The sequence below is a fragment of the Micromonospora sp. ATCC 39149 genome (genome assembly GCF_000158815.1).
Taxonomy (GTDB): Bacteria; Actinomycetota; Actinomycetes; order Mycobacteriales; family Micromonosporaceae; genus Micromonospora.
The window spans coordinates 6735395-6753309 of sequence record NZ_GG657738.1 but is presented as its reverse complement, the minus strand read 5'-3'; the positions used below and the strand labels follow the sequence as shown (position 1 = coordinate 6753309).

General features: G+C 73.6%; 15 protein-coding genes. 10 read left to right on the top strand and 5 right to left on the bottom strand.

Annotation, left to right across the window (positions count from 1 at the left end; translation table 11 throughout):
- Positions 1-133 precede the first annotated feature (133 nt).
- The 4 genes from MCAG_RS29095 to MCAG_RS29075 form a co-directional block, all read right to left on the bottom strand.
- A complete protein-coding gene (locus MCAG_RS29095) occupies positions 134-1255 on the bottom strand; it encodes a cellulose binding domain-containing protein (protein ID WP_157548314.1) in 1122 nt (373 codons plus the stop codon).
- A gap of 480 nt (positions 1256-1735) precedes the next feature.
- The gene (locus tag MCAG_RS34135) at positions 1736-2926 is read right to left on the bottom strand and encodes a hypothetical protein (protein WP_198141686.1); all 1191 of its coding nucleotides are present in this window, start codon (positions 2924-2926) and stop codon (positions 1736-1738) included.
- A gap of 295 nt (positions 2927-3221) precedes the next feature.
- Entirely contained in the window at positions 3222-4571 is a 1350-nt protein-coding gene (locus tag MCAG_RS29080) for a hypothetical protein (RefSeq protein WP_007076512.1), read from the bottom strand.
- 30 nt (positions 4572-4601) lie between these two features.
- Positions 4602-5426, bottom strand: a complete 825-nt coding sequence (locus MCAG_RS29075; protein WP_036375748.1) for a 4'-phosphopantetheinyl transferase superfamily protein — start codon at positions 5424-5426, stop codon at positions 4602-4604.
- A gap of 252 nt (positions 5427-5678) precedes the next feature.
- Here MCAG_RS29075 and MCAG_RS29070 point away from each other — a divergent pair, with 252 nt between their 5' ends.
- From MCAG_RS29070 to MCAG_RS29025, 10 genes are all read left to right on the top strand, one after another.
- Entirely contained in the window at positions 5679-7151 is a 1473-nt protein-coding gene (locus MCAG_RS29070; protein WP_050778122.1) for an amidase family protein, read from the top strand.
- A gap of 296 nt (positions 7152-7447) precedes the next feature.
- Positions 7448-8188 (top strand): nucleotidyltransferase family protein, encoded by a 741-nt coding sequence (locus MCAG_RS29065; RefSeq protein WP_050778121.1) that lies wholly within the window; start codon positions 7448-7450, stop codon positions 8186-8188.
- Positions 8178-9728: a class I adenylate-forming enzyme family protein gene (locus MCAG_RS29060; RefSeq protein WP_007076508.1), complete on the top strand. Its 1551-nt coding sequence runs from the start codon at positions 8178-8180 to the stop codon at positions 9726-9728. Before MCAG_RS29065 ends, MCAG_RS29060 begins: the two co-directional genes overlap by 11 nt.
- A complete protein-coding gene (locus MCAG_RS29055) occupies positions 9725-11035 on the top strand; it encodes a nucleotide sugar dehydrogenase (protein WP_007076507.1) in 1311 nt (436 codons plus the stop codon). The genes MCAG_RS29060 and MCAG_RS29055 overlap by 4 nt, the downstream gene beginning before the upstream one ends.
- A complete protein-coding gene (locus MCAG_RS29050; RefSeq protein WP_007076506.1) occupies positions 11028-11987 on the top strand; it encodes an NAD(P)-dependent oxidoreductase in 960 nt (319 codons plus the stop codon). The genes MCAG_RS29055 and MCAG_RS29050 overlap by 8 nt, the downstream gene beginning before the upstream one ends.
- Positions 11984-13027: a glycosyltransferase family 4 protein gene (locus MCAG_RS30060; protein WP_007076505.1), complete on the top strand. Its 1044-nt coding sequence runs from the start codon at positions 11984-11986 to the stop codon at positions 13025-13027. Before MCAG_RS29050 ends, MCAG_RS30060 begins: the two co-directional genes overlap by 4 nt.
- Positions 13024-14190 (top strand): DegT/DnrJ/EryC1/StrS aminotransferase family protein, encoded by a 1167-nt coding sequence (locus MCAG_RS29040; protein ID WP_007076504.1) that lies wholly within the window; start codon positions 13024-13026, stop codon positions 14188-14190. Before MCAG_RS30060 ends, MCAG_RS29040 begins: the two co-directional genes overlap by 4 nt.
- Positions 14191-14193: 3 nt before the next feature.
- Positions 14194-15060 carry a cellulase family glycosylhydrolase gene (locus MCAG_RS29035; RefSeq protein ID WP_036375745.1) on the top strand — a complete coding sequence of 289 codons (867 nt, stop codon included), beginning with the start codon at positions 14194-14196 and terminating at the stop codon, positions 15058-15060.
- Positions 15033-16049 carry a hypothetical protein gene (locus MCAG_RS29030; RefSeq protein ID WP_036375742.1) on the top strand — a complete coding sequence of 339 codons (1017 nt, stop codon included), beginning with the start codon at positions 15033-15035 and terminating at the stop codon, positions 16047-16049. Before MCAG_RS29035 ends, MCAG_RS29030 begins: the two co-directional genes overlap by 28 nt.
- On the top strand, positions 16046-17095 hold the full coding sequence (locus tag MCAG_RS29025) for an alcohol dehydrogenase catalytic domain-containing protein (RefSeq protein WP_007076502.1): 1050 nt from the start codon (positions 16046-16048) through the stop codon (positions 17093-17095). The genes MCAG_RS29030 and MCAG_RS29025 overlap by 4 nt, the downstream gene beginning before the upstream one ends.
- Here the strand turns inward: MCAG_RS29025 and MCAG_RS30055 are convergent, their stop codons facing one another.
- Positions 17096-17773 carry a response regulator transcription factor gene (locus tag MCAG_RS30055; RefSeq protein ID WP_007076501.1) on the bottom strand — a complete coding sequence of 226 codons (678 nt, stop codon included), beginning with the start codon at positions 17771-17773 and terminating at the stop codon, positions 17096-17098.
- Positions 17774-17915 lie beyond the last annotated feature (142 nt).

Here is a 17915-nt window from a genome sequence, read left to right as displayed (position 1 = left end):
GGTAACGCAGGTCACAGGCCACCGCGGATGGCCGCGCCCGTCGCCCCGGAGCGCGATCTGCCCGCGCGGGAGCGCCGTCGACCGCCCGTCGGGCCCCCCACGAACGGTACGGGCGCGGGGGGCCCGACGGACGTCAGGCGATCGAGCAGGCGGTGCCGTTGAGGGTGAAAGAGGACGGTTTACCGGCGTTGCCGGTGTGGTTCGCCTGGAACCCGATGTCCACCGACCCGTTCGGGGCGACGCTGCCGTTGTAGGAGACGTTACGGGCGGTCACCGCGCCGCTGGTGGGGGTGTAGGTGGCGTTCCAGCCGCCGGTGATGCTCTGCCCACTCGGCAACGTGAACGCCAGGCTCCAGCCGTTGACGGTCGTGGCGCTGGTGTTGGTGATCGTGACGGCGGCGGTCAGGCCGGTGCTCCAGGCGTTGACCGTGTACGACACCCGGCACCCGCCGGCGGGCGGAGGCGTCGTCGGGGGCGCCGTCGTCGGGGGCGTCGTCGTCGGGGGCGTCGTCGTCGGGGGCGTCGTCGTCGGGGGCGTCGTCGTCGGGGGCGTGCCGCCGATGCTGCCCGGCACCGCGCGCAGCGCGTTGTACCACGCAGTGGCCATCTTGCTGTAGCCGGTCGCGTTGGGGTGCACACCGTCGGCGAGATCGGCCAGGGTCAGCGCCCTGTACATGTCGACCAGGTGCACACGGCGACCGGCGTTGACCTTGCTCTGCACGATGCCCGGGATGGCCGCGTTGTACGTCCGCACCGCGTTGTCGGTGCTGCCGGAACGCGGGATGATCGTCGCGACGAAGACGTCCGCCGACGGCGCGGTCGTGGTGATGCGGTCGAGCAGCGTGGAGAGCCGGGACGCGGCGGCGGTCGGGTCGCCGTACATGTCGTTGGTGCCGATGTGCAGCAGCACGGTACGGGGGGTCGTCGCCCGCAGCCAGTTGACGACGTTGGCGTCGACCTGGGCGATGGTCCACCCCGAGTGGCCCTCGTGGTCGTGGTCGCCCAGGCTGGCCGGCCCGTTGAACATCGAACCGACGAAGTCGATCCGGTAGCCGCCGGCGGCGAGCTTCTGCCACAGGTCGATGCGGTAGCCGCCCGGGACGTTGAAGCCGTCCGTGATCGAGTCGCCGAGTGGCATCACCCGGACGCCGCCGTTGGACTCGGCGTTGGCGGGCCCGATCGCGAACGTGACAGCGGTGGCGACGACCGCCATGACCGCCGCCGCCGCGCCGAACAGGCGAGTTCTTCGTATCATGCGTATCCTCCCGATGCTGGTCGCCCTGGGCGAGGGGCACGCCAGGGCGCGGTGCTGGAGACGGGCGCGGCGCGACGGCCTCTCGGCGAGCTCCGCCCGCGCGCCGGCCTGGAAGGGTTGAGCCGGGGCACGGCGGGTCGGCGCACCACCGCAAACTGCTGGGTACGGCGCGGCACGGAGCACCGTCGACGGTGCCCGTGCGGGTGCGCTGCCGGCCCGGCTCCCGAGCGGCGACCGGCGGCCCGTGGCCCGTGGCCCGTGGCTGGAGCGTGCCCTCACCCTGGCCGCCGACACCATAACGTGTTACCGCTAACACCCACAATGGATCGACGCGACGCGATACTTTCGGGCACCGACCGTAGGCCAGGTCGTTCGCGGACCGCCACAGCCCGACGACCGGCCCGCCGTACCTGAACACGACCGGGCCGGTCAGAACGGCCGCGCGTCGATCGGATCAGTCGACGGCCAGGGGCCCGAACGCTACCGCCCGCCGCGACGGGCACCCCTCGCCGTGGCCATTCCCAGGGCGAGCAGCGCCAACGCCGCCGCGACGCCGCCCACCAGCAGGGGTGCGGTGCCGCCGCGCTCGGCACGGTCACGGGAACCGCGGCCGGCGGCCCCACCGTCATCGGCCCCGCCATCGCCGTCGCGGTCGTCGGCACCCCGGTCGTCGGCACCCCGGTCGTCGGCGCGGCCGGTGCCGGCCGGCGCCGGGCCGGTACGGGGCAGCGACGGGGTCGGCCTGGGTGGCAGGGTGTAGCGCAGGATCCTCGGTCGCGTGCCGGGTGGCTGGTTCGCCGTCTCGGAGACGGTGAGCAGGGACCGCCCGTCGCGGCTGAAGCTGACCGACTCGCCCTGCGGTTCGTCCGGCAGCGGGATGCTGCTGGGCCTGCCGGTGGTGAGGGCGGCGACGAGATCGCCGCTGGCGACGTCGAAGGCGAAGGCGTCGGCGTAGGTGCGCAGGACCACCCGCCGCCCGTCGGGCGCGCTCGCTGCGCCGGTGACCACGCCTCGGCCGACGAAGGAGTACGGGTTGCGGGTCGTGGTGGACGGCAGCCGCACCTGCCCCACCCTGGCCAGCGGCACGGTCCCGCCCGCCCGCAGCGGCAAGGCCGGGCGGTACAGGCCCGCGCTGCCGCCCTGCTTCGTCACGATCAGCGGCCGCCCGGCGCCGTCGACCAGGAGGGCCTCCGCGTCGTGCGCGCCGTCGGGGTACGTCATGCGGTGCAGCACCGGGCGGGACGCCCCGGGCGGCAGCTTCCACAGGGCGACCGTCCGGCGGGCCCGGTCGTTGTCGCCGATGTCGGCGACCCAGATCGTGCCGTCGGCGCCGACGGCCAGGTCCTCGGTGTCGCGGGGCCGGGACGGGTAGCGCACCGTCCGCACCACCGCGCAGCGGGCGTCGAGAAAGAAGATCCGGCGGCGGGACTCCTCCTCGGCGCCGTCGTTGACCACGACGAACCCGTCGTCGGTGGCGACCAGGCCGGATATCTCGGTCAACCGGTCGTCGCGGATCTGGCACACCGGGGTGCCCGGTGTCGGCGCGAGCCCGGCGACGGGATCGGCCACCGCCGCGCCGGGGGCCACGACGACGGCAGCGACGGTGGCCGCCGCGACTCCGACCCCCGGCCACCGCCGCCGTGGGTGCCGTGGTGGTCCGGGGTTGGTCACCCTTGCATCATCCAACCCCACCGTCCAGCCTGGGGGTCACGTTCCGGGCGTCGACGAAGGACACTGTTAGGCGATCGACCCCTGACCGCGTCGAGCAGCGCCGGCCCCAGATCACCGCGTTGCACGTGCGTCACCGCGCCCGTTCACCTACATCGACGCCGCTGATCGTGATCGGCTCAAGCTGTGCCGACTACGTCATGTCGGCTCGGCCCACCATCGGCCGTTCGCGGATTCCTGATTCAGGACACCCAGCCAGCCTCGGGGCGGCGCGGCGGGCCGCCCCGAGTGCTCGTGCTCAGGTCAGGTCGAGGTCGCGCAGCCGCGCCACCGGCACGTCGAGGTCGTCGACGGCCAGGTCGAGCATCCGCTCGACGTGCGTGATGTAGTCGCGCATGCGGGCGTCGGCGTAACGCCGCCGGTCCCATTTCACCTTGAGCAGCGCCTGGTCCATCAGGGTGGAGGTGTTGACTTCCATGCCGGCCCCGCCCGCTCCGGCCGGCATGCTGGTCCACTCGTAGTGGTCCGACTGCACCGCGTGCTCGTCGACGGGCTTGCGGGCAGTGTCCCAGTCGGTGGTCGGTGACTCCCAGTGGCTGAAGGTGAACACCGGGCGCCCGCCGATGCCAGCGCTGTCGAACTCCTGCTCGGCCTGGCGCGGGTCGAACCGGCCGTGCCGCAGGCTCTGCGCGAGGCGCAGCGTGAGCCGGTCGCGCACGGTGCGCAGGGAGTCCTCGGGCCGCAGGGTCTCGGCGAGGGCACCCCACTGCATGGCCAGGCCGACGAAGGACTCCGCCTCGGGGGTGGCCCGGTTGCCGACGACGATGTTGACCCACGCGCCGTTGGTCCCACGGACCCGGCAGAACGCGATCAGCGCCAGGGCCAGTACGAGCGCGGCGCGGGCCAGGCGGGAGTCCGGTTGGCTGCGGGCCAGGGCACGCAGGAGCTTGCGACTGCGCAGCCGGCAGCCGTCCACGGTTGGCTCCGGGGCCGTCCCGCGCGGATCGCTCAGGCCGTGCTCCTCGGCCCGGCGCGCGGTGGAGACGAGGTAGCGGACGTTGCGCGCGGAGAGTTCCGCGCCGCGCTCGCCGCGCTCGAACTCGAGGATGTCGTAGCAGGTCCGCTGAATCGGCGCGTCCTGCTGACCGCGCAGGACGGCCAGGAAAGCGGCGACCAGGGCACCGGCCCCGCTGGCGTCGACGAATGCGTGCGCGACGGAGATCTCGACGTCGCCACCGGTGCCCGCGGGCGGCACCACGATCATCAGGTTCCCCGCGTCGGGGTCGGTCACGAACTGGCTGATCCGCCGGCCGGCGTCGAACAGCGCGTCGGTCACGAAGTCGAAGCACCACACCCCGAGCCGCTGCACCCCGTCCAACACCGCCGGGTCGTCGGGAGCCAACACCTCCTGCCGCAGCTGCCCGTCGGCGCCGCGGCGCAACCGCGACCGCAGCGGCGGGTAGCGGCGCACCAGTTCGCCGGCGACCGCCACCGTGTCGGGCACCGTGAGGCCGGGTCCGACCGGTACCGGCAGGCTGAGCTCATAGCGCCAGGCGTCGTTCTCGTCCAGCGGCGGCGGACCGGCCATCCACTGCTGCTGGGACCAGGTCAGCGGGAACTCGCCGACGTCGGCGTCCGATCGCGACATGTCTTTCGACCTCCTGTGTGGGTCGGTGGATCAGAATGGGAGAAGCTGCGGATCGAGGAACTCGGTCAGCTCGGCGACGGTGCGTAGCGGCTGCAGCCGCGGCGGCAGCCGCAGCGGACCGGCGGCGGGCAGGTCGACCACCAGCCCGGCCAGCCCGACCAGCGGCGTGCCGGCCCATGGCCGCCCGGGCGCGTCTGGGTGGGCGGCGGCCACCCGGGCGGCGATGTCCACCGGGCGCGACACCTGGGACCGGTGCGTGGAACGGTCCGCGGATCGGTCCGCCTGCGGGGTCAGCGCCAGCGCGACCGACAGCTGCTCGGCGCCCCATCGGCGGCTTGCGTAGACGAACGCGAGCCGGCGGGTGCCACCGCGACGGTCCGCGACGCCGCCGGCCGCGGCCGGCACCGGCAGCTGGTAGCGCCGCAGCGCGGTGTGCGCGTTCTCCGGGTCGGACTTGAACAGCGCCTCCTTCACCGTCCACAGCCGCAGCAGCTGCGCGGAACGGTCGGTGGGTGGCAAGGCATCGACAAAGGCGAGCTCGTCCGCGGTGCAGAAGTAGCGTGCGGCACGCCGCGGCAGCGGCCGGTCGGTTTCCAGGTCGACCCCGACCCCGACGACTTCCGGGAGAACCGGGTCGTCGACCGCGGCGGCGCCGCCTCCGGCCGGACAGTGCGTCAACGAGACCGTGCGGTGGGGGAAGGTGCGGCCGGTGACCTGCGGCTCGCGCCCGAGCAGAACCAACACCCGGCGCAGCGCCTCCCGCGACGCCGCCTGGTCGCGCCTGCGGGCAGCGGCCGGGGCTGCGCCGGCGGCCGGGCAGGGCGGCGCGGTGGTCCGGGCGATCAGCACCCGCACCCGGCTCACCGCCCGCGCCCGCCGGCAGGGCGGCCCGGCCGCAGTTGTCGCGCCATCTCCCGGACAGTAGTCGGCGGCCAGGGCTCAGGTCAGTGCGCGAACGGCCATGCCCGATTTCCCGGCTCATCTATCGTGGGGCTCCGGCGTAAGGCGGTGCACAATTCGCCGGGACCCATGTCGACGGGCGGGTGAAGCAGCCGGAAATGCGTCGGGCGTCGCGCACCGACTCGCCGCGGACCGAGCCGAGGTGTGATGGAAGACGAGCTGTGCTGGTGGCCGGCCCGACAGGTGGCGCGGGCGATCGCCGACGGGCAGCTCTCCGCCCGGGAGTACCTGCGCGCACTGCTGGCCCGGATCGATCGCTACGACGGCGCACTCGGGCTCGTGGTGACCCGCAACGAACGCGCCGAGGCCGAGGCGGCCGCGGCCGACGAGGCGGTCGTGCGCGGTGACCCGCTGCCGCCGCTGCACGGCGTGGCAATGACGGTCAAGGACAGCTTCGCCACCGCCGGGCTGCGCACCACCGGTGGTCTGCTGCCCGACTTCGTCCCGGACGAGGACGCGGCCGCGGTGGCCGGGGCCCGGCGAGCGGGCGCGATCATCCTCGGCAAGACCAACCTGCCCCGCGCTTCGCGCGACCTGCAGGCCTACAACGAGCTGTTCGGCACCGCGCGCAACCCGTGGGACCCGACGCTGACCACCAGCGGCTCCTCCGGTGGTGCCGCAGGCGCGCTGGCGGCCGGGTTCACGCCGCTGGAGATCGGCTCAGACGTCGCCGGGTCCATTCGGATCCCGGCCGGGTTCTGCGGCGTCACCGGTCTCAAGCCGACCTACGGCACGGTCTCGATGTACGGCCACGTCCCGCCGATGCCGTTCAACCGGGGCCTGCCCGACATCGCCATGGTCGGACCGCTGGCCAGGGACGTCGACGACCTGGAGATCCTGTTCGACGCGATCAGCGGCCCGGACCCTTGGGACCGGGCCGCCTGGCGGCTGAGCCTGCCCCCGGCCAGCCGGCCGCGCCGGGTGGCGGCCTGGTTCGACGACCCGTACTGCCCGGTGGACGGCGAGGTGCGAGCGGCGGTGGAACACGCCGCCGACGCCCTCGCCCAGACCGGAGTCGCAGTGCGGGCCACCAGCCCGCTGGGGATCCGGCTCGAGCAGAGCGACCAGATCTTTCGCAAGCTGATCGCGGGTACCGCGATCGACGACATCTCCGGCGAGGAGGCCGAGCTGATCGCCACCGGCGTCCGGCCGCCCACCGGTGTGCTCGGCGGCGAGCACGTCCACCAACGCCACCGCGACTGGATCGTCGCCAACGAGCTGCGCACCCGCATGGGCCTGCGCTGGCGGGCGTTCTTCAGTCGCTACGACGCCCTGCTGCTGCCGGTCGCACCGAACACCGCGCCGGCCCACGACCACCGCCCGTTCGCCCAGCGCACCATTACTGTCGACGGCCGACCGCGGCCGTACTGGGACCAGATGGTGTGGGCCGGCGTGACCGGCATGTGCTACCTGCCGTCGGTCGTCGTCCCGGTCCGCCTGGACGCGCGCGGAGTGCCGATCGGGGTCGCGGTGGCCGGTCCCCGCCTGGGGGACCGAACGGTGCTGGAGACCGCCCGGGTGCTGGCTCGGGCGCTGGGTCCGATCGGCCGTCCGGCGTTGGAGTCCGGGCCGTCCGCGGCACCACCGGACAGTGTGCGCCGCGAGCTGACGACCGGCTGAGCCGCCGTCCCGTCGCCTGACCTCCACCCGCCGAGGGTTCGGTCCGCCGTGCCCGTCGCGCGTCATGCCCGGCCGCGCGACCACGGCCGGTGTTCTGTCAAGGCCGGCCGGCCGGATCGTCGGCGCACCTTCGGCTATGGCTGGGATGTGCGGTTGTTGGCGCGCCCGGACGAGTATTTCGGGCCAACCGCAGCCGATCGAAAATTGCGTTCGTGCCAAAGCTCGGAAGAACTGGCGACGATCGGTTGCGCTAATCGTCGCCGACTACCCGGCCGACCCGATGAGTGGGAGTTGATGTGCGCGCAATCATCTTCGCCGGGGGCAAGGCGCGGCGCCTGCTGCCGCTCACCGAGGAGCGACCGAAAATCCTGATGGACATCGGGGGCCAGCCGCTGCTCGACATCCTCCTGCGGCAGTTGCGCGGTTCCGGGGTCGAGCGGGTCACACTCTGTGTGTCGCACCTGCAGACAGCCATCCGCGAGCACCTGTTCGAGGCGATCCCGGAGGGCCTGGTGGTCGACTTCTCGGTGGATGCCCAGCCCCGGGGCACCGCCGGCCCGCTGCTGCTGGTCGGGGACTGGGACGAGCCGGCCCTGGTGCTCAACGGCGACGTGCTCACCACACTGGACTTCGCCGACGTGCACCGGGTGCACCGGAGCAGCGGTTGCGCGATGACGATCGCCTGTCGGCAGACCGAGGTGACGATCGACTCCGGTGCCCTCGAGATCGCCGACGACCGGGTGTACCGGGTGACCGAGAAGCCCCGTGTCCGGGTCGACGTCAGCATGGGTGTCTACGTCGTCGACCCGTCCGTGCGCTCGTTCATCGCCGCGGAGTCGGTGGTCGACATGCCCGACCTGATCACCTCGCTGATCGGCGCGGGCCGGTCGGTCGGGGCGTACCGGTTCAACGGCAGCTGGCACGACATCGGCACCCCGGGCCGCTACGAGCGGGCGGTGGCCGAGTTCACCGCCACCCCCGAGGTCTACCTACCCGGCGTCGGCCGGGGCGGCTTTCGGGTTTCGCATGCCAACTGACTGGCACCCGGCGGCCGCGCCGCAGGCCGACCACGACGCCGTCGCCGCACTGCGGGAGCGGCTGACGGCCCACGCCGACGAGCGCCCGGACGCCCCGGCCGTTCGCTGGCACACCGCCGCCGGCTGGTCCGAGACGACCTGGCGGGAGCTGGCCGCGACTGCGCGGCGAGTGGCCGCCCGAGCGACCGCCGAGCTACCCGCCGGCCGCGCGGTCGTGGTGGCGACGGTGAATACCGGCGGGCACGCGGCCGTGCTGCTCGGCCTGCTGGCCGCCGGGTTCGATGTCGTCATGGTCGAGCACGACAGCTCCTATCTGGCCGACCCGTTGTCCGCGGTGTACGCGGCCCGACCGGGCGCGGTGGTCGCGGCGGTGGACGGCCCGCGGCCCGCGGCGACGGGGGAGCTGCGCTGGCTGGCCGTCGAGGACCTGGTCGCCGGCGCGCCGCAGGCGGAGTGGCCGAACCGGGCGCCCGGTTCGCCGACCGTGCTGCAGCTGACCTCCGGATCGACCGGCGAACCCCGAGCGGCCGCGGTCCCACTGGGCTCGGCGTTGCGCGGGGGCGCGCTCTACCGCGATTTGTTCGACCTGGACGAGCGGGACACGATCCTGGCCGCGGTTCCGCTCGCGCACTCGTTCGGGTTCGTCGGGGCGTTGTGCGCCGCGGTGCTGTCCGGCGGCACACTTGCGCTGCTGGCGCGGTTCACCGGGCGCGGCCTAGTCGAGGGGCTCGACGCGGGCGTGACCGCGCTGCTGGCCACGCCGTTCGTGTACGGCCTGGTCCCAGACCTGTTGTACGGGCGGCGCCGGCCAGACCGGCTTCGGGTCGCCCTCTGCTCGGGCGGACCGCTCACCATGGCGGCCGCCGCGGCTGCCGCCGGCCGCCTCGGCTGCCCGGTCCGCCAGATCTACGGCTCGACCGAGACCGGGCTGATCGCCTGCCAGTTCGGCCGGCCCCAGCCGTGGCCGGCCGAGGGCGTCGGCGGATTCGTCCCCGGCGTGCAGTGGCGAGTCGAGCCGGTCCGGGACTCCGACGCCGGGCGTCTGCTGGTGCGGACCTCGACGATGTTCACCGGCTACGTCGGCCGGGGCAGGGCCGAGGCGCTGCGCCCGGACGGCTACTACGACACCGGCGATCTGGTCGACGTCAACGGCGCCGGGGACGTAACGATCGTCGGCCGCAAGGCGACCTTCATCAACGTCGGCGGCCGCAAGGTCAACCCGCGAAGGCTGGAACGGCTGATCGGTGAGCTGCCCGGCGTGCGGGCGGTGCACGTCTGCGGGCTGCCGGACGCCCGCGGCAACGAGGAGATCCACGCCGTGGTCGAGCTGGCACCCGGCACCGATCCGGCGGCGGTGGTCGCCGGCTGCCGGCAGCGGCTGACCGCCTACGAGGTTCCACATCACGTCCATGCCGTCGACCGGCTGCCGCGCACCGCGCTCGGCAAGGTCGCCGCCCCCGCGCTGCGGGACCTGATCGCCGATCGGAGCGCCGGTGCGCCGGGCGGCACCACAGCCACGAGGAGGGGTACCCGGATATGACCACACCACCGCCAGAGGTCGCCGTCGTCGGACTCGGCTACGTCGGCCTGCCGCTCGCGGTCGCCCTGGCCCGCGCCGGAGTCCGCGTCGTCGGAGTGGACGTCAACCCCGACGTCCGGGACGCGGTGACGCAGGCCCGGCCGCCGTTCTTCGAACCGGGCCTGGCCGAGGCGCTGGTCGCGCTGGACGACGGCGCGCTCACCGTGGCCGACCGGCTGCCCGATCCAGTGCCCGGCGCAGTGATCATCTGCGTGGGAACCGCGGTCGATCCGGCCACCGGCCGCTGCGACTTGGGCCCGCTGCGGGCCGCGGTCACCGCCGCGGCCGCGCGGATCACCCCGGACACGCTGCTCGTGGTACGCAGCACCGTGCCCGTGGGTACCTGCCGCGATCTCGTCGAACCGGCCATGCGGCAGGTCACGGTGTCCCCGCTGTTGGCCTTCTGCCCCGAGCGGATCATCCAGGGCTCGGCGATGGCCGAACTGGCCTCGCTCCCGCAGATCATCGGGGGCCTGGACGACGCCTCGGCCAAGCGGGCCGAGGCCCTGTTCGCGGCGGTCTGCCCGGACCGGGTGCTGGTGTCCTCGTTAGAGGCCGCCGAGATGATCAAGCTGATCTGTAACGCGCACACCGACCTGATCTACGGGTTCGGCAACGAGGTGGCACTGGCCGCCACGGCGTGCGGCCTGGACGCCACCGAACTGATCGCCGCCGCCAACCTCCGCTACCCCCGGCCTGACCTGTCCCGACCCGGCTTCGTCGGCGGGAGCTGCCTGACGAAGGACCCGTACCTGCTGATGCACAGTGCGGCCGCTGCCGGCCACGTCGAGATGCCGATGGTCGCCGCTGCCCGGCGGACCAACGAACGCGTGCCCGGCCACGTGGTCGAGCGGGTGGTCGCGGCCCTGACCGACCCGGACACCGACCGGCTCGCCGACGCCAAGGTCCTGGTGTGTGGCATCGCCTACAAGGGCCGCCCGGAGACCGACGACGTGCGCGGCAGCGCCGCCACCGAGGTGGCCACCCTGCTGCGCGGCCGGGTGGGCACGCTGGCCGGCCACGATCCGATCGTCCGCCCGGAGCGCATCGCCGACCTCGGCTACCAACCGGTCGGGCTGGATGAGGGGGTGACCGGCGCCGACGCGGTCGTACTGCTGTCCGACCACCCCGGCTACACCAGGCTCACCGCGGACTGGCTGCTGGGCCGGATGCGCGGCCGCGGCGTCGTGTTCGACATGTGGGGCCTGCTCGACGCCGAGCTCACCGGCCTCGAGGGGCTCACCTACCTGCGGCTCGGCCGTGGCTGACCGCGCTCTGGTCACCGGAGGGGCCGGGTTCATCGGCCTGCACCTGGTGCGACGGCTACTCGACGACGGCGTGCAGGTCACCGTCCTGGACGACTTCTCCCGCGGCGCCGACGACCCCGATCTGCACGCCCTCACCGGTGACGTGCACTTGGTCCGCCACGACCTGACCACACCGCTGCCCACGGACCTCGACCGGTTCGATGCCGTCTACCATCTGGCCGGGGTGGTCGGCGTGCAGCGGGTCACCGACCGGCCGGTGCACACCATGCGTACCAACGTGCTGGCCACCGTCTCGCTGCTCGACTGGTGCGCCCGGACGCAGCCGGGTGTGCTGTTCCTCAGCTCGACCAGCGAGGTCGGCGACGGTGCCGCGACCGCGGGGCTGGCCGAGCTACCGGTCCCGGAAGACGCGCCGTTTGTGCTGTGCGAGCCGCGATCGCCGCGCACGTCCTACGCGTTGAGCAAGCTCGTCGCCGAGTACCTGTTCCTGCACGCCGGCCCGCCGAGCCGGGTACGGGTGGCCCGCTTCTACAACGTCTACGGCCCGCGGATGGGCAGCGAGCACGTCGTGCCGCAGCTGATCGAGCGGGCACTGGCCGGCACCGACCCGTTCCCGCTTTACGGCGGGCGGCAGACCAGGGCGTTCTGCCACGTCGACGACGCGGTCGAGGCGATGCTGCGGCTGTGCGCGGTGCCTGAGCCGGGTCCGCTGGTGGTCAACATCGGCAACGACCGGGAGGAGGTCGAGATCCTCGACCTCGCCCGACGGATCTGCGCCCTCGCCGGAACGCACCCCGAGTTCGCCGTGCGGCCGGCCCCCGGCGGCCCGCGCCGCCGGCTGCCCGACCTGACCCTGCTGCGTGGGCTGACCGGCTACGAGCCGGCCGTCGCCCTCGACGTCGGGCTGCGGTCGACGTTCGACTGGTACGCGGCGCACCGGAGCACGTCGTGAGCCGGGTCCTGATCGCATTCGGCGGCTACGGCGGCGAGTGGACCGGGGCCGAGCGGATGGCCTGGAAGACCGCCGAGCACCTCGCTATGCATGGGCACACCGGTGCCGTGCTGACCGACTCGCTGCCACCGCGAGCGCCGGACGCCGGTCCGTGGCCGCGCATCTCCGACCCGCGCGAGTTCGGGCACCCGGACGTGGTCCACGCCTTCGACCTCGCCCGCCCGCGGCAGGTGGCGGTGGCGCTGGGCGCCGCCAACGACCTCGGGTGCCCGTTCGTGCTCACCCCGGCGACGGCCGTCGAGCTCTGGCCCGATCCCGATCTGGGTCGGGCGGCCTGTCGGGCGGCCACCGCAGTGTACGTGCTGACCAGGGCCGAGGCCGACAACGTCATCGCCGCCGGAGCGGACCCGGCGGCGATCCGGTACGTCCCGCAGGCCCCGCACCTGGACGGAACGGTGGACCCGAGCGGGCTGCGGGCCCGCTTCGCCGGGACCACCGGAACCGTGCTGTTCCTGGGGCGCCGGACCGTATTCAAGGGCTACCCGGTGCTGCTCGCGACCGCGCCGCTGGTCCGCCTGAGCCGCCCGGGGACGGCGTTCTGGCTGGCCGGACCGGGCGCGGACGGCCCGGCCACCTCGGCCGCCGACGGGCTGCACGACTTCGGCGTCGTCGACGCCACGGTCAAGCACCAGCTGCTGGCCGCTGCGGACGTGCTCTGCCTGCCCTCGACCTCCGACGTGTACCCGCTGGTCTTCGTCGAGGCCTGGGCGTGCGGCACCCCGGTGGTCAGCGGCCCGTTCCAGGGGGCGGGCGAGGTGGTCCGGCACGGCGTGGACGGCCTGGTGGTCGACGCCGAACCCGGCGCGCTGGCCGAGGCGCTGGTCGGCCTGCTGGCCGACGAACCGAGGCGCCGCGCGATGGGTGCGGCGGGCCGCAGGCGGGTCGAGCGGGAGAACACCTGGGCGCAGGTGGCGGCTGCGGTGGTGGCGGGCTACCCGATGGAGTCCACGCGGCCCCCGATGTCCGGCGGTGAGCGGTGACTGCGGCAGGCGCCGCGACGGATCCCGTGGTGCGGCTGGCCGACCCGGTGATCGGCCAGGAGGAGATCGACGCCGTGGTGGCCGTGCTGCGGTCCGGATGGCTGTCGGCGGGGCCGCAGACCGAGGCGTTCGAGCAAGAGTTCGCCGCGGCCCACGGCGCCCCGCAGGCGGTGGCGGTGAGCAGCGGGACCGCCGCGCTGCACCTGGCCGTCGCCGCGCTCGACCTGGGCCCGGGCGACGAGGTGATCGTCCCCGCGCTGGGCTTCGTCGCCGCCGCCGAGGTCGTCGCCCTGCACCGGGCCACTCCGGTGTTCGCCGACGTGCGCGCGGCCGAGGACCCGGTGCTGACCGCGGCCGAGGTCGAACGGCTGATCACCCCCCGGACCCGGGCGGTGATCACCGTGCACTACGCCGGCTACCAGGCCGACATCGCCGCGCTGGCGCAGCTGTGCCGGGCCGGTCGACTGCGGTTGATCGAGGACAGCGCGCACGCACCGGGCGTGTGCGTGGCCGGCCGGATGCTGGGCACCTGGGGCGACGTCGGCTGCTTCAGCTTCCACGCCACCAAGAACGTCACCGCGGGCGAGGGCGGCATGGTGCTGGCCCGCGACGCCGCGCTGCTCGACCGGATCCGCCGGATGCGCTCGCACGCCATCGGCACCTCGCCGCAGCAGCGGATGACCGGCGGGTCCGGTGGCTACGACGTCGCCGACCTCGGGCTGAACTACCGGCCGACCGATCTGACCTCGGCCATCGGCCGAGTCCAGCTGGGCCGGCTCGGCGTCGACCGCCGGGTCCGACGGGCGCTCACCGCCGGCTACCGCGACCTGCTCGGCGCGCTGCCCGGGCTGGTCGTGCCGTTCACCGACCGGGGGGCCGAGGATTCCGCGCACCACCTGATGCCGGTCGTGCTGCCCGCCGGGACCGACCGCGGGCCGGTACGCGCCGCGCTGCTCGCCGCGGGCGTCCAGACCTCGGTGCACTACCCGCCGATGCATCGGCTCAGCTACTATGCCGCCGCGGCCAGCCCGTTGCCGGTCACCGACGCCATCGCCGACCGGCTGCTGTCGCTGCCGCTGCATCGCGGGATGGGTGAGGACGACGTCCGGCGGGTCGTGCACGCGCTGGCGGCCGCGCTGCACACACCCGCGCGGGAGGGCTGAGCGATGGCGTTCCGCCTGCATGAGGGCCGTCTGCTGCGTGACGACCGGCCGTTCACCGCGCTCGGGGTCACCTACTTCCCGGTCCGTACCGGCTGTCAGCTGTGGGTCGACTGGGATCCCGACATCGTCGCGGCCGACATGCACCGGATCGCCGAGGCCGGCCTCAACACCGTTCGGGTGTTCGTCTTCTGGCGCGACTTCCACCCGGATCCCCGGCGCGTCGACAAGCAGGCGCTGACCCGGCTGCGCCGGCTGGTCGAGCTGGCCGAGGCCGCCGGCCTGAGCTGCGTGCTGTCGGTGTTGACCCTGTTCATGAACGGTCAGCTGCTGGACCTGCCGTGGCGGCGCGGGCGCAGTCTGTGGCGCGACCCGGAGATGCTGGCGGCCCAGGAGACGTTCGTGCAAGCGGTGGCCGCCGCGATCGCCGACTGCTCGAACGTCCTCGCGCTCGACCTGGGCGACGAGATTTCCAATGTGGATCCAGGCGAGGCCGCGACGCTGACTTCGGCCGAGGTCGCCCGCTGGTACGGACGGCTGGTCGGTGCGATCCGGCAAGTGGCCCCTGAGGTACTGGTCTGCCAGGCCAACAATGCGCTGACCGTGCTCGGCGGATCGGCCTTCGGGCCGGCCACCGGCCGTGCCCTCGACCTGCTGGCGGTGCACGGGTTCCCGCTCTGGTCGCCCGGGCACATCGAGTCCACGCTGTCACCGAAGGCCACCCAGCTGCCGGCGTTCCTGGCCCGGCTGGCCGGCGCGTACGGTGTGGCCCTGGTCGACGAACTCGGGACTACGGCGCGGGCGACGAGGTCGCCGCGGCCTATCTGCGTGCCGCGGTCGCCTCGGTGCTGGTCAACGGCGCGGCCGGGGTGATCGTGTGGTGTTGGCAGGACAGCACCTCCACCGCCGAGCCCTACGACCGGCGCCCGGCCGAACGCATGGTCGGGCTGCACCGCGCCGACGGGACGCCCAAGCCGGCCATGACGGCCTACCGGCAGGTCGTCGACGCCGCACCGGCGTTGGTCCGCACGGTCGAGCCGGCCGGGATCGCGGTGTGGCCGGTGGCCGGGCAGCCCGCCGGCGGCGGGTCCTACCTGGACCCCCACCGCGACACCGTCTCGCCGTTCTTCGCCTACCTATTGCTCAAACGCCTACACCTGGACGTGGACGTGGTGGTAACTCCGGCCGCCGGGCACCAACTGGTGGTCTGCCCGTCGGTCGACCAGGTGACGCTGGCGGACCTGGAGCACCTGCGTGCCGCCTTGCGCCGGGGCGCCACCGTGTACTACTCACTGGGTGATCACCTGCACGGCTTCCCGGGTGCGGAGCTGGTCGGCGCCGAGATCGTCGACTACGACCTGACCGGTCGGGACCGGCAGGAAATCGTCTGGGACGGCGAGGTGTGGCCGGTGGACTGGACCGTCGCGAGCGCGGTGCCCACCACGCTCCGGGCGACCTCCGGCCGGGTGCTGGCTGCGTACCCGGACGGCACGCCCGCCGTCGTGGTCAACGCCGTCGGCGCGGGTCGGCTGGTGTTCACCAACGTCCCGTTCGAACGCCAGCTCGACGCGGTCGGGCGGTTCGCGCTCGCCCCGTGGGAACGGTTCTACCGGCGGATTGCCGAGCTGGCCGGGATCGGTCCCGCCGTGCGCTGCTCGGACCCGGAGGTCGAGGTCGTGCCGGTCGACGGCGGCGTCGCCCTGGTCAACCACCGCGACCGTGCGGTGACCGTGCGGGTCGGCCGGGACGGCGACGACCCCGACGCGGATCTGGTCGTCGACCTCACCGAGAAGGGCTGGACCGTGGCGCGACTCCCGATGACCTCGATCACGGAAACCTCGACCACGGTGAGCTCGGCGTGAGGGGGGTCGTCTATCGCGGCCCGCGGCACGTCGAGGTCGTCGACGGCCTGCCGATGCCCCGGCTGGAGTCCGAACGCGACGCCGTCGTGCGGGTCACCCGCACCGCGATCTGCGGCAGTGACCTGCATCCCTACCGCGGCGAGATGCCCAGCTTCGCCCCGGGCACCGTGCTCGGGCACGAGTTCGCCGGGGTGGTCACCGAGCGTGGGTCACAGGTGCCGTTCGCGGTCGGCGACCGGGTCGTCGCCTCATACCTCATCGCCTGCGGCCGGTGTCCGCGGTGCGCGCGCGGCTGGCATTACCACTGCCCGTCGGCCACGCTGTTCGGCTACTCCACCATCGTCGGCGACGCCGTCGCCGGCGGGCAGGCCGAGTACGTCCGGGTGCCGTTCGCCGACGTCGTGCTGGGGCCGGTGCCGGCGGCGGTCACCGACGAGCAGGCGCTGTTCGCCGGAGACGTCCTGGCCACCGCCCACACCGCGGTCACCGACGCGCACGTCGGGCCGGACCACCTGGTCGGGGTCGTCGGGGCCGGGCCGGTCGGGCTGATGGCCGCGCTGTGCGCGGCCGAGCTGGGCGCCACGGTCGTGGTCTGCGACGTCGATCCGGCCCGGCGTGAGCGGGCAGGCGCGCTGGTGCCGGCGGTGGTGGAGCCCGGGCGGTTCGCCGCGACGATGGCCCGGATGCGCGGCCGGGACGAGGCCGCGGTCGTCATCGAGGCGGTCGGTTCCGGGGCGGCACTGGCCTGCGCGGTCAGCGCGGCGGGGCCGCGCGGCACGGTGCTGGTCGTCGGCGCGCACGGCGCCGACGACGTCGCCTTCCCGGCCGGCCGGGCGTTCGTCCAGGAACTCACCCTGCGGTTCGTGGTGGGGAACCCGATCCGCTCCCGCGATCCGGTGATGGCGTTGCTGCGCACCGGTCGGGTCGACCCGAGCGCCCTGGTCTCGCACCGGCTGCCGCTGACCGAGGCGGTCCGCGGCTACGAGCTGTTCGACACGCGGGTTGCGGACAAGGTCATCCTGATGCCGTCGGCGGACCCGTTCTGATCACCGGACCAGCCCGGACTTGATCGCGTTGACCACGGCCGCGGTCCGGTTCGGCGAGCCGAGCTTGAGCATCAGGCTGGCCACCAACCGCTTGGCCCCGTGACTGGAGATACCCAGGCGTCCGGCGATCTGCTTGTTGCTCATGCCCTCGGCCATCAGCCCCATCGCCTCGCTCTCCCGGGCGGTGAGCCGCGCCGGGTGCACCGGCGTGGACAACTCCACCCTGGCCTGGTCCATCAGCTCGCGGGCCAGCCGGTCGGGCACGTGAATTTGCCCGGTGGCGGTCCGGTGCAGCGCCTCGGCCAGCCCGTCCGGCGTCAGGTCGGCCAGCAGCACGATGCCGTCGGGCGGGCGCGCCGCGGCGCCGAACAGCTCCTGGACGCCGCTGCCGTCGTCCACCAGGACCAGGATCCTGGCCCCGCCCCCGGCCACCGACAGCGCCTCCCTGCCGGCCGAGCTGGTGACCAGCAGGACGTCGACTCGTCCGGTCGCGAGCGCAGCCTGGGCCTCGGCCACACCCTGGTGGTAGGAGACCTCGGCCACCCCCGACAGGTCGTTCAGGATCGACTCGAGCCCTCGTCGGGTGACCTCGTTGCCGACCAGCACGGCCACCCCGATCGAGGCCGGGACGTCGGCGGCGGGCCGTACCGTTTGATTGATCGAGTCCGCATTCGCCATGTGACCGTCCCCCGAATCGCGTCGCTCCAGCTTCGACTCATGATCCCGTGACCAGCGTCGCTCTCGGGGCGGTCAACCGGAAGATCCGGACGAGCGCACGGATGACCCTGCGCGAACGGCTATGGCGTCGACCGCCGACGGT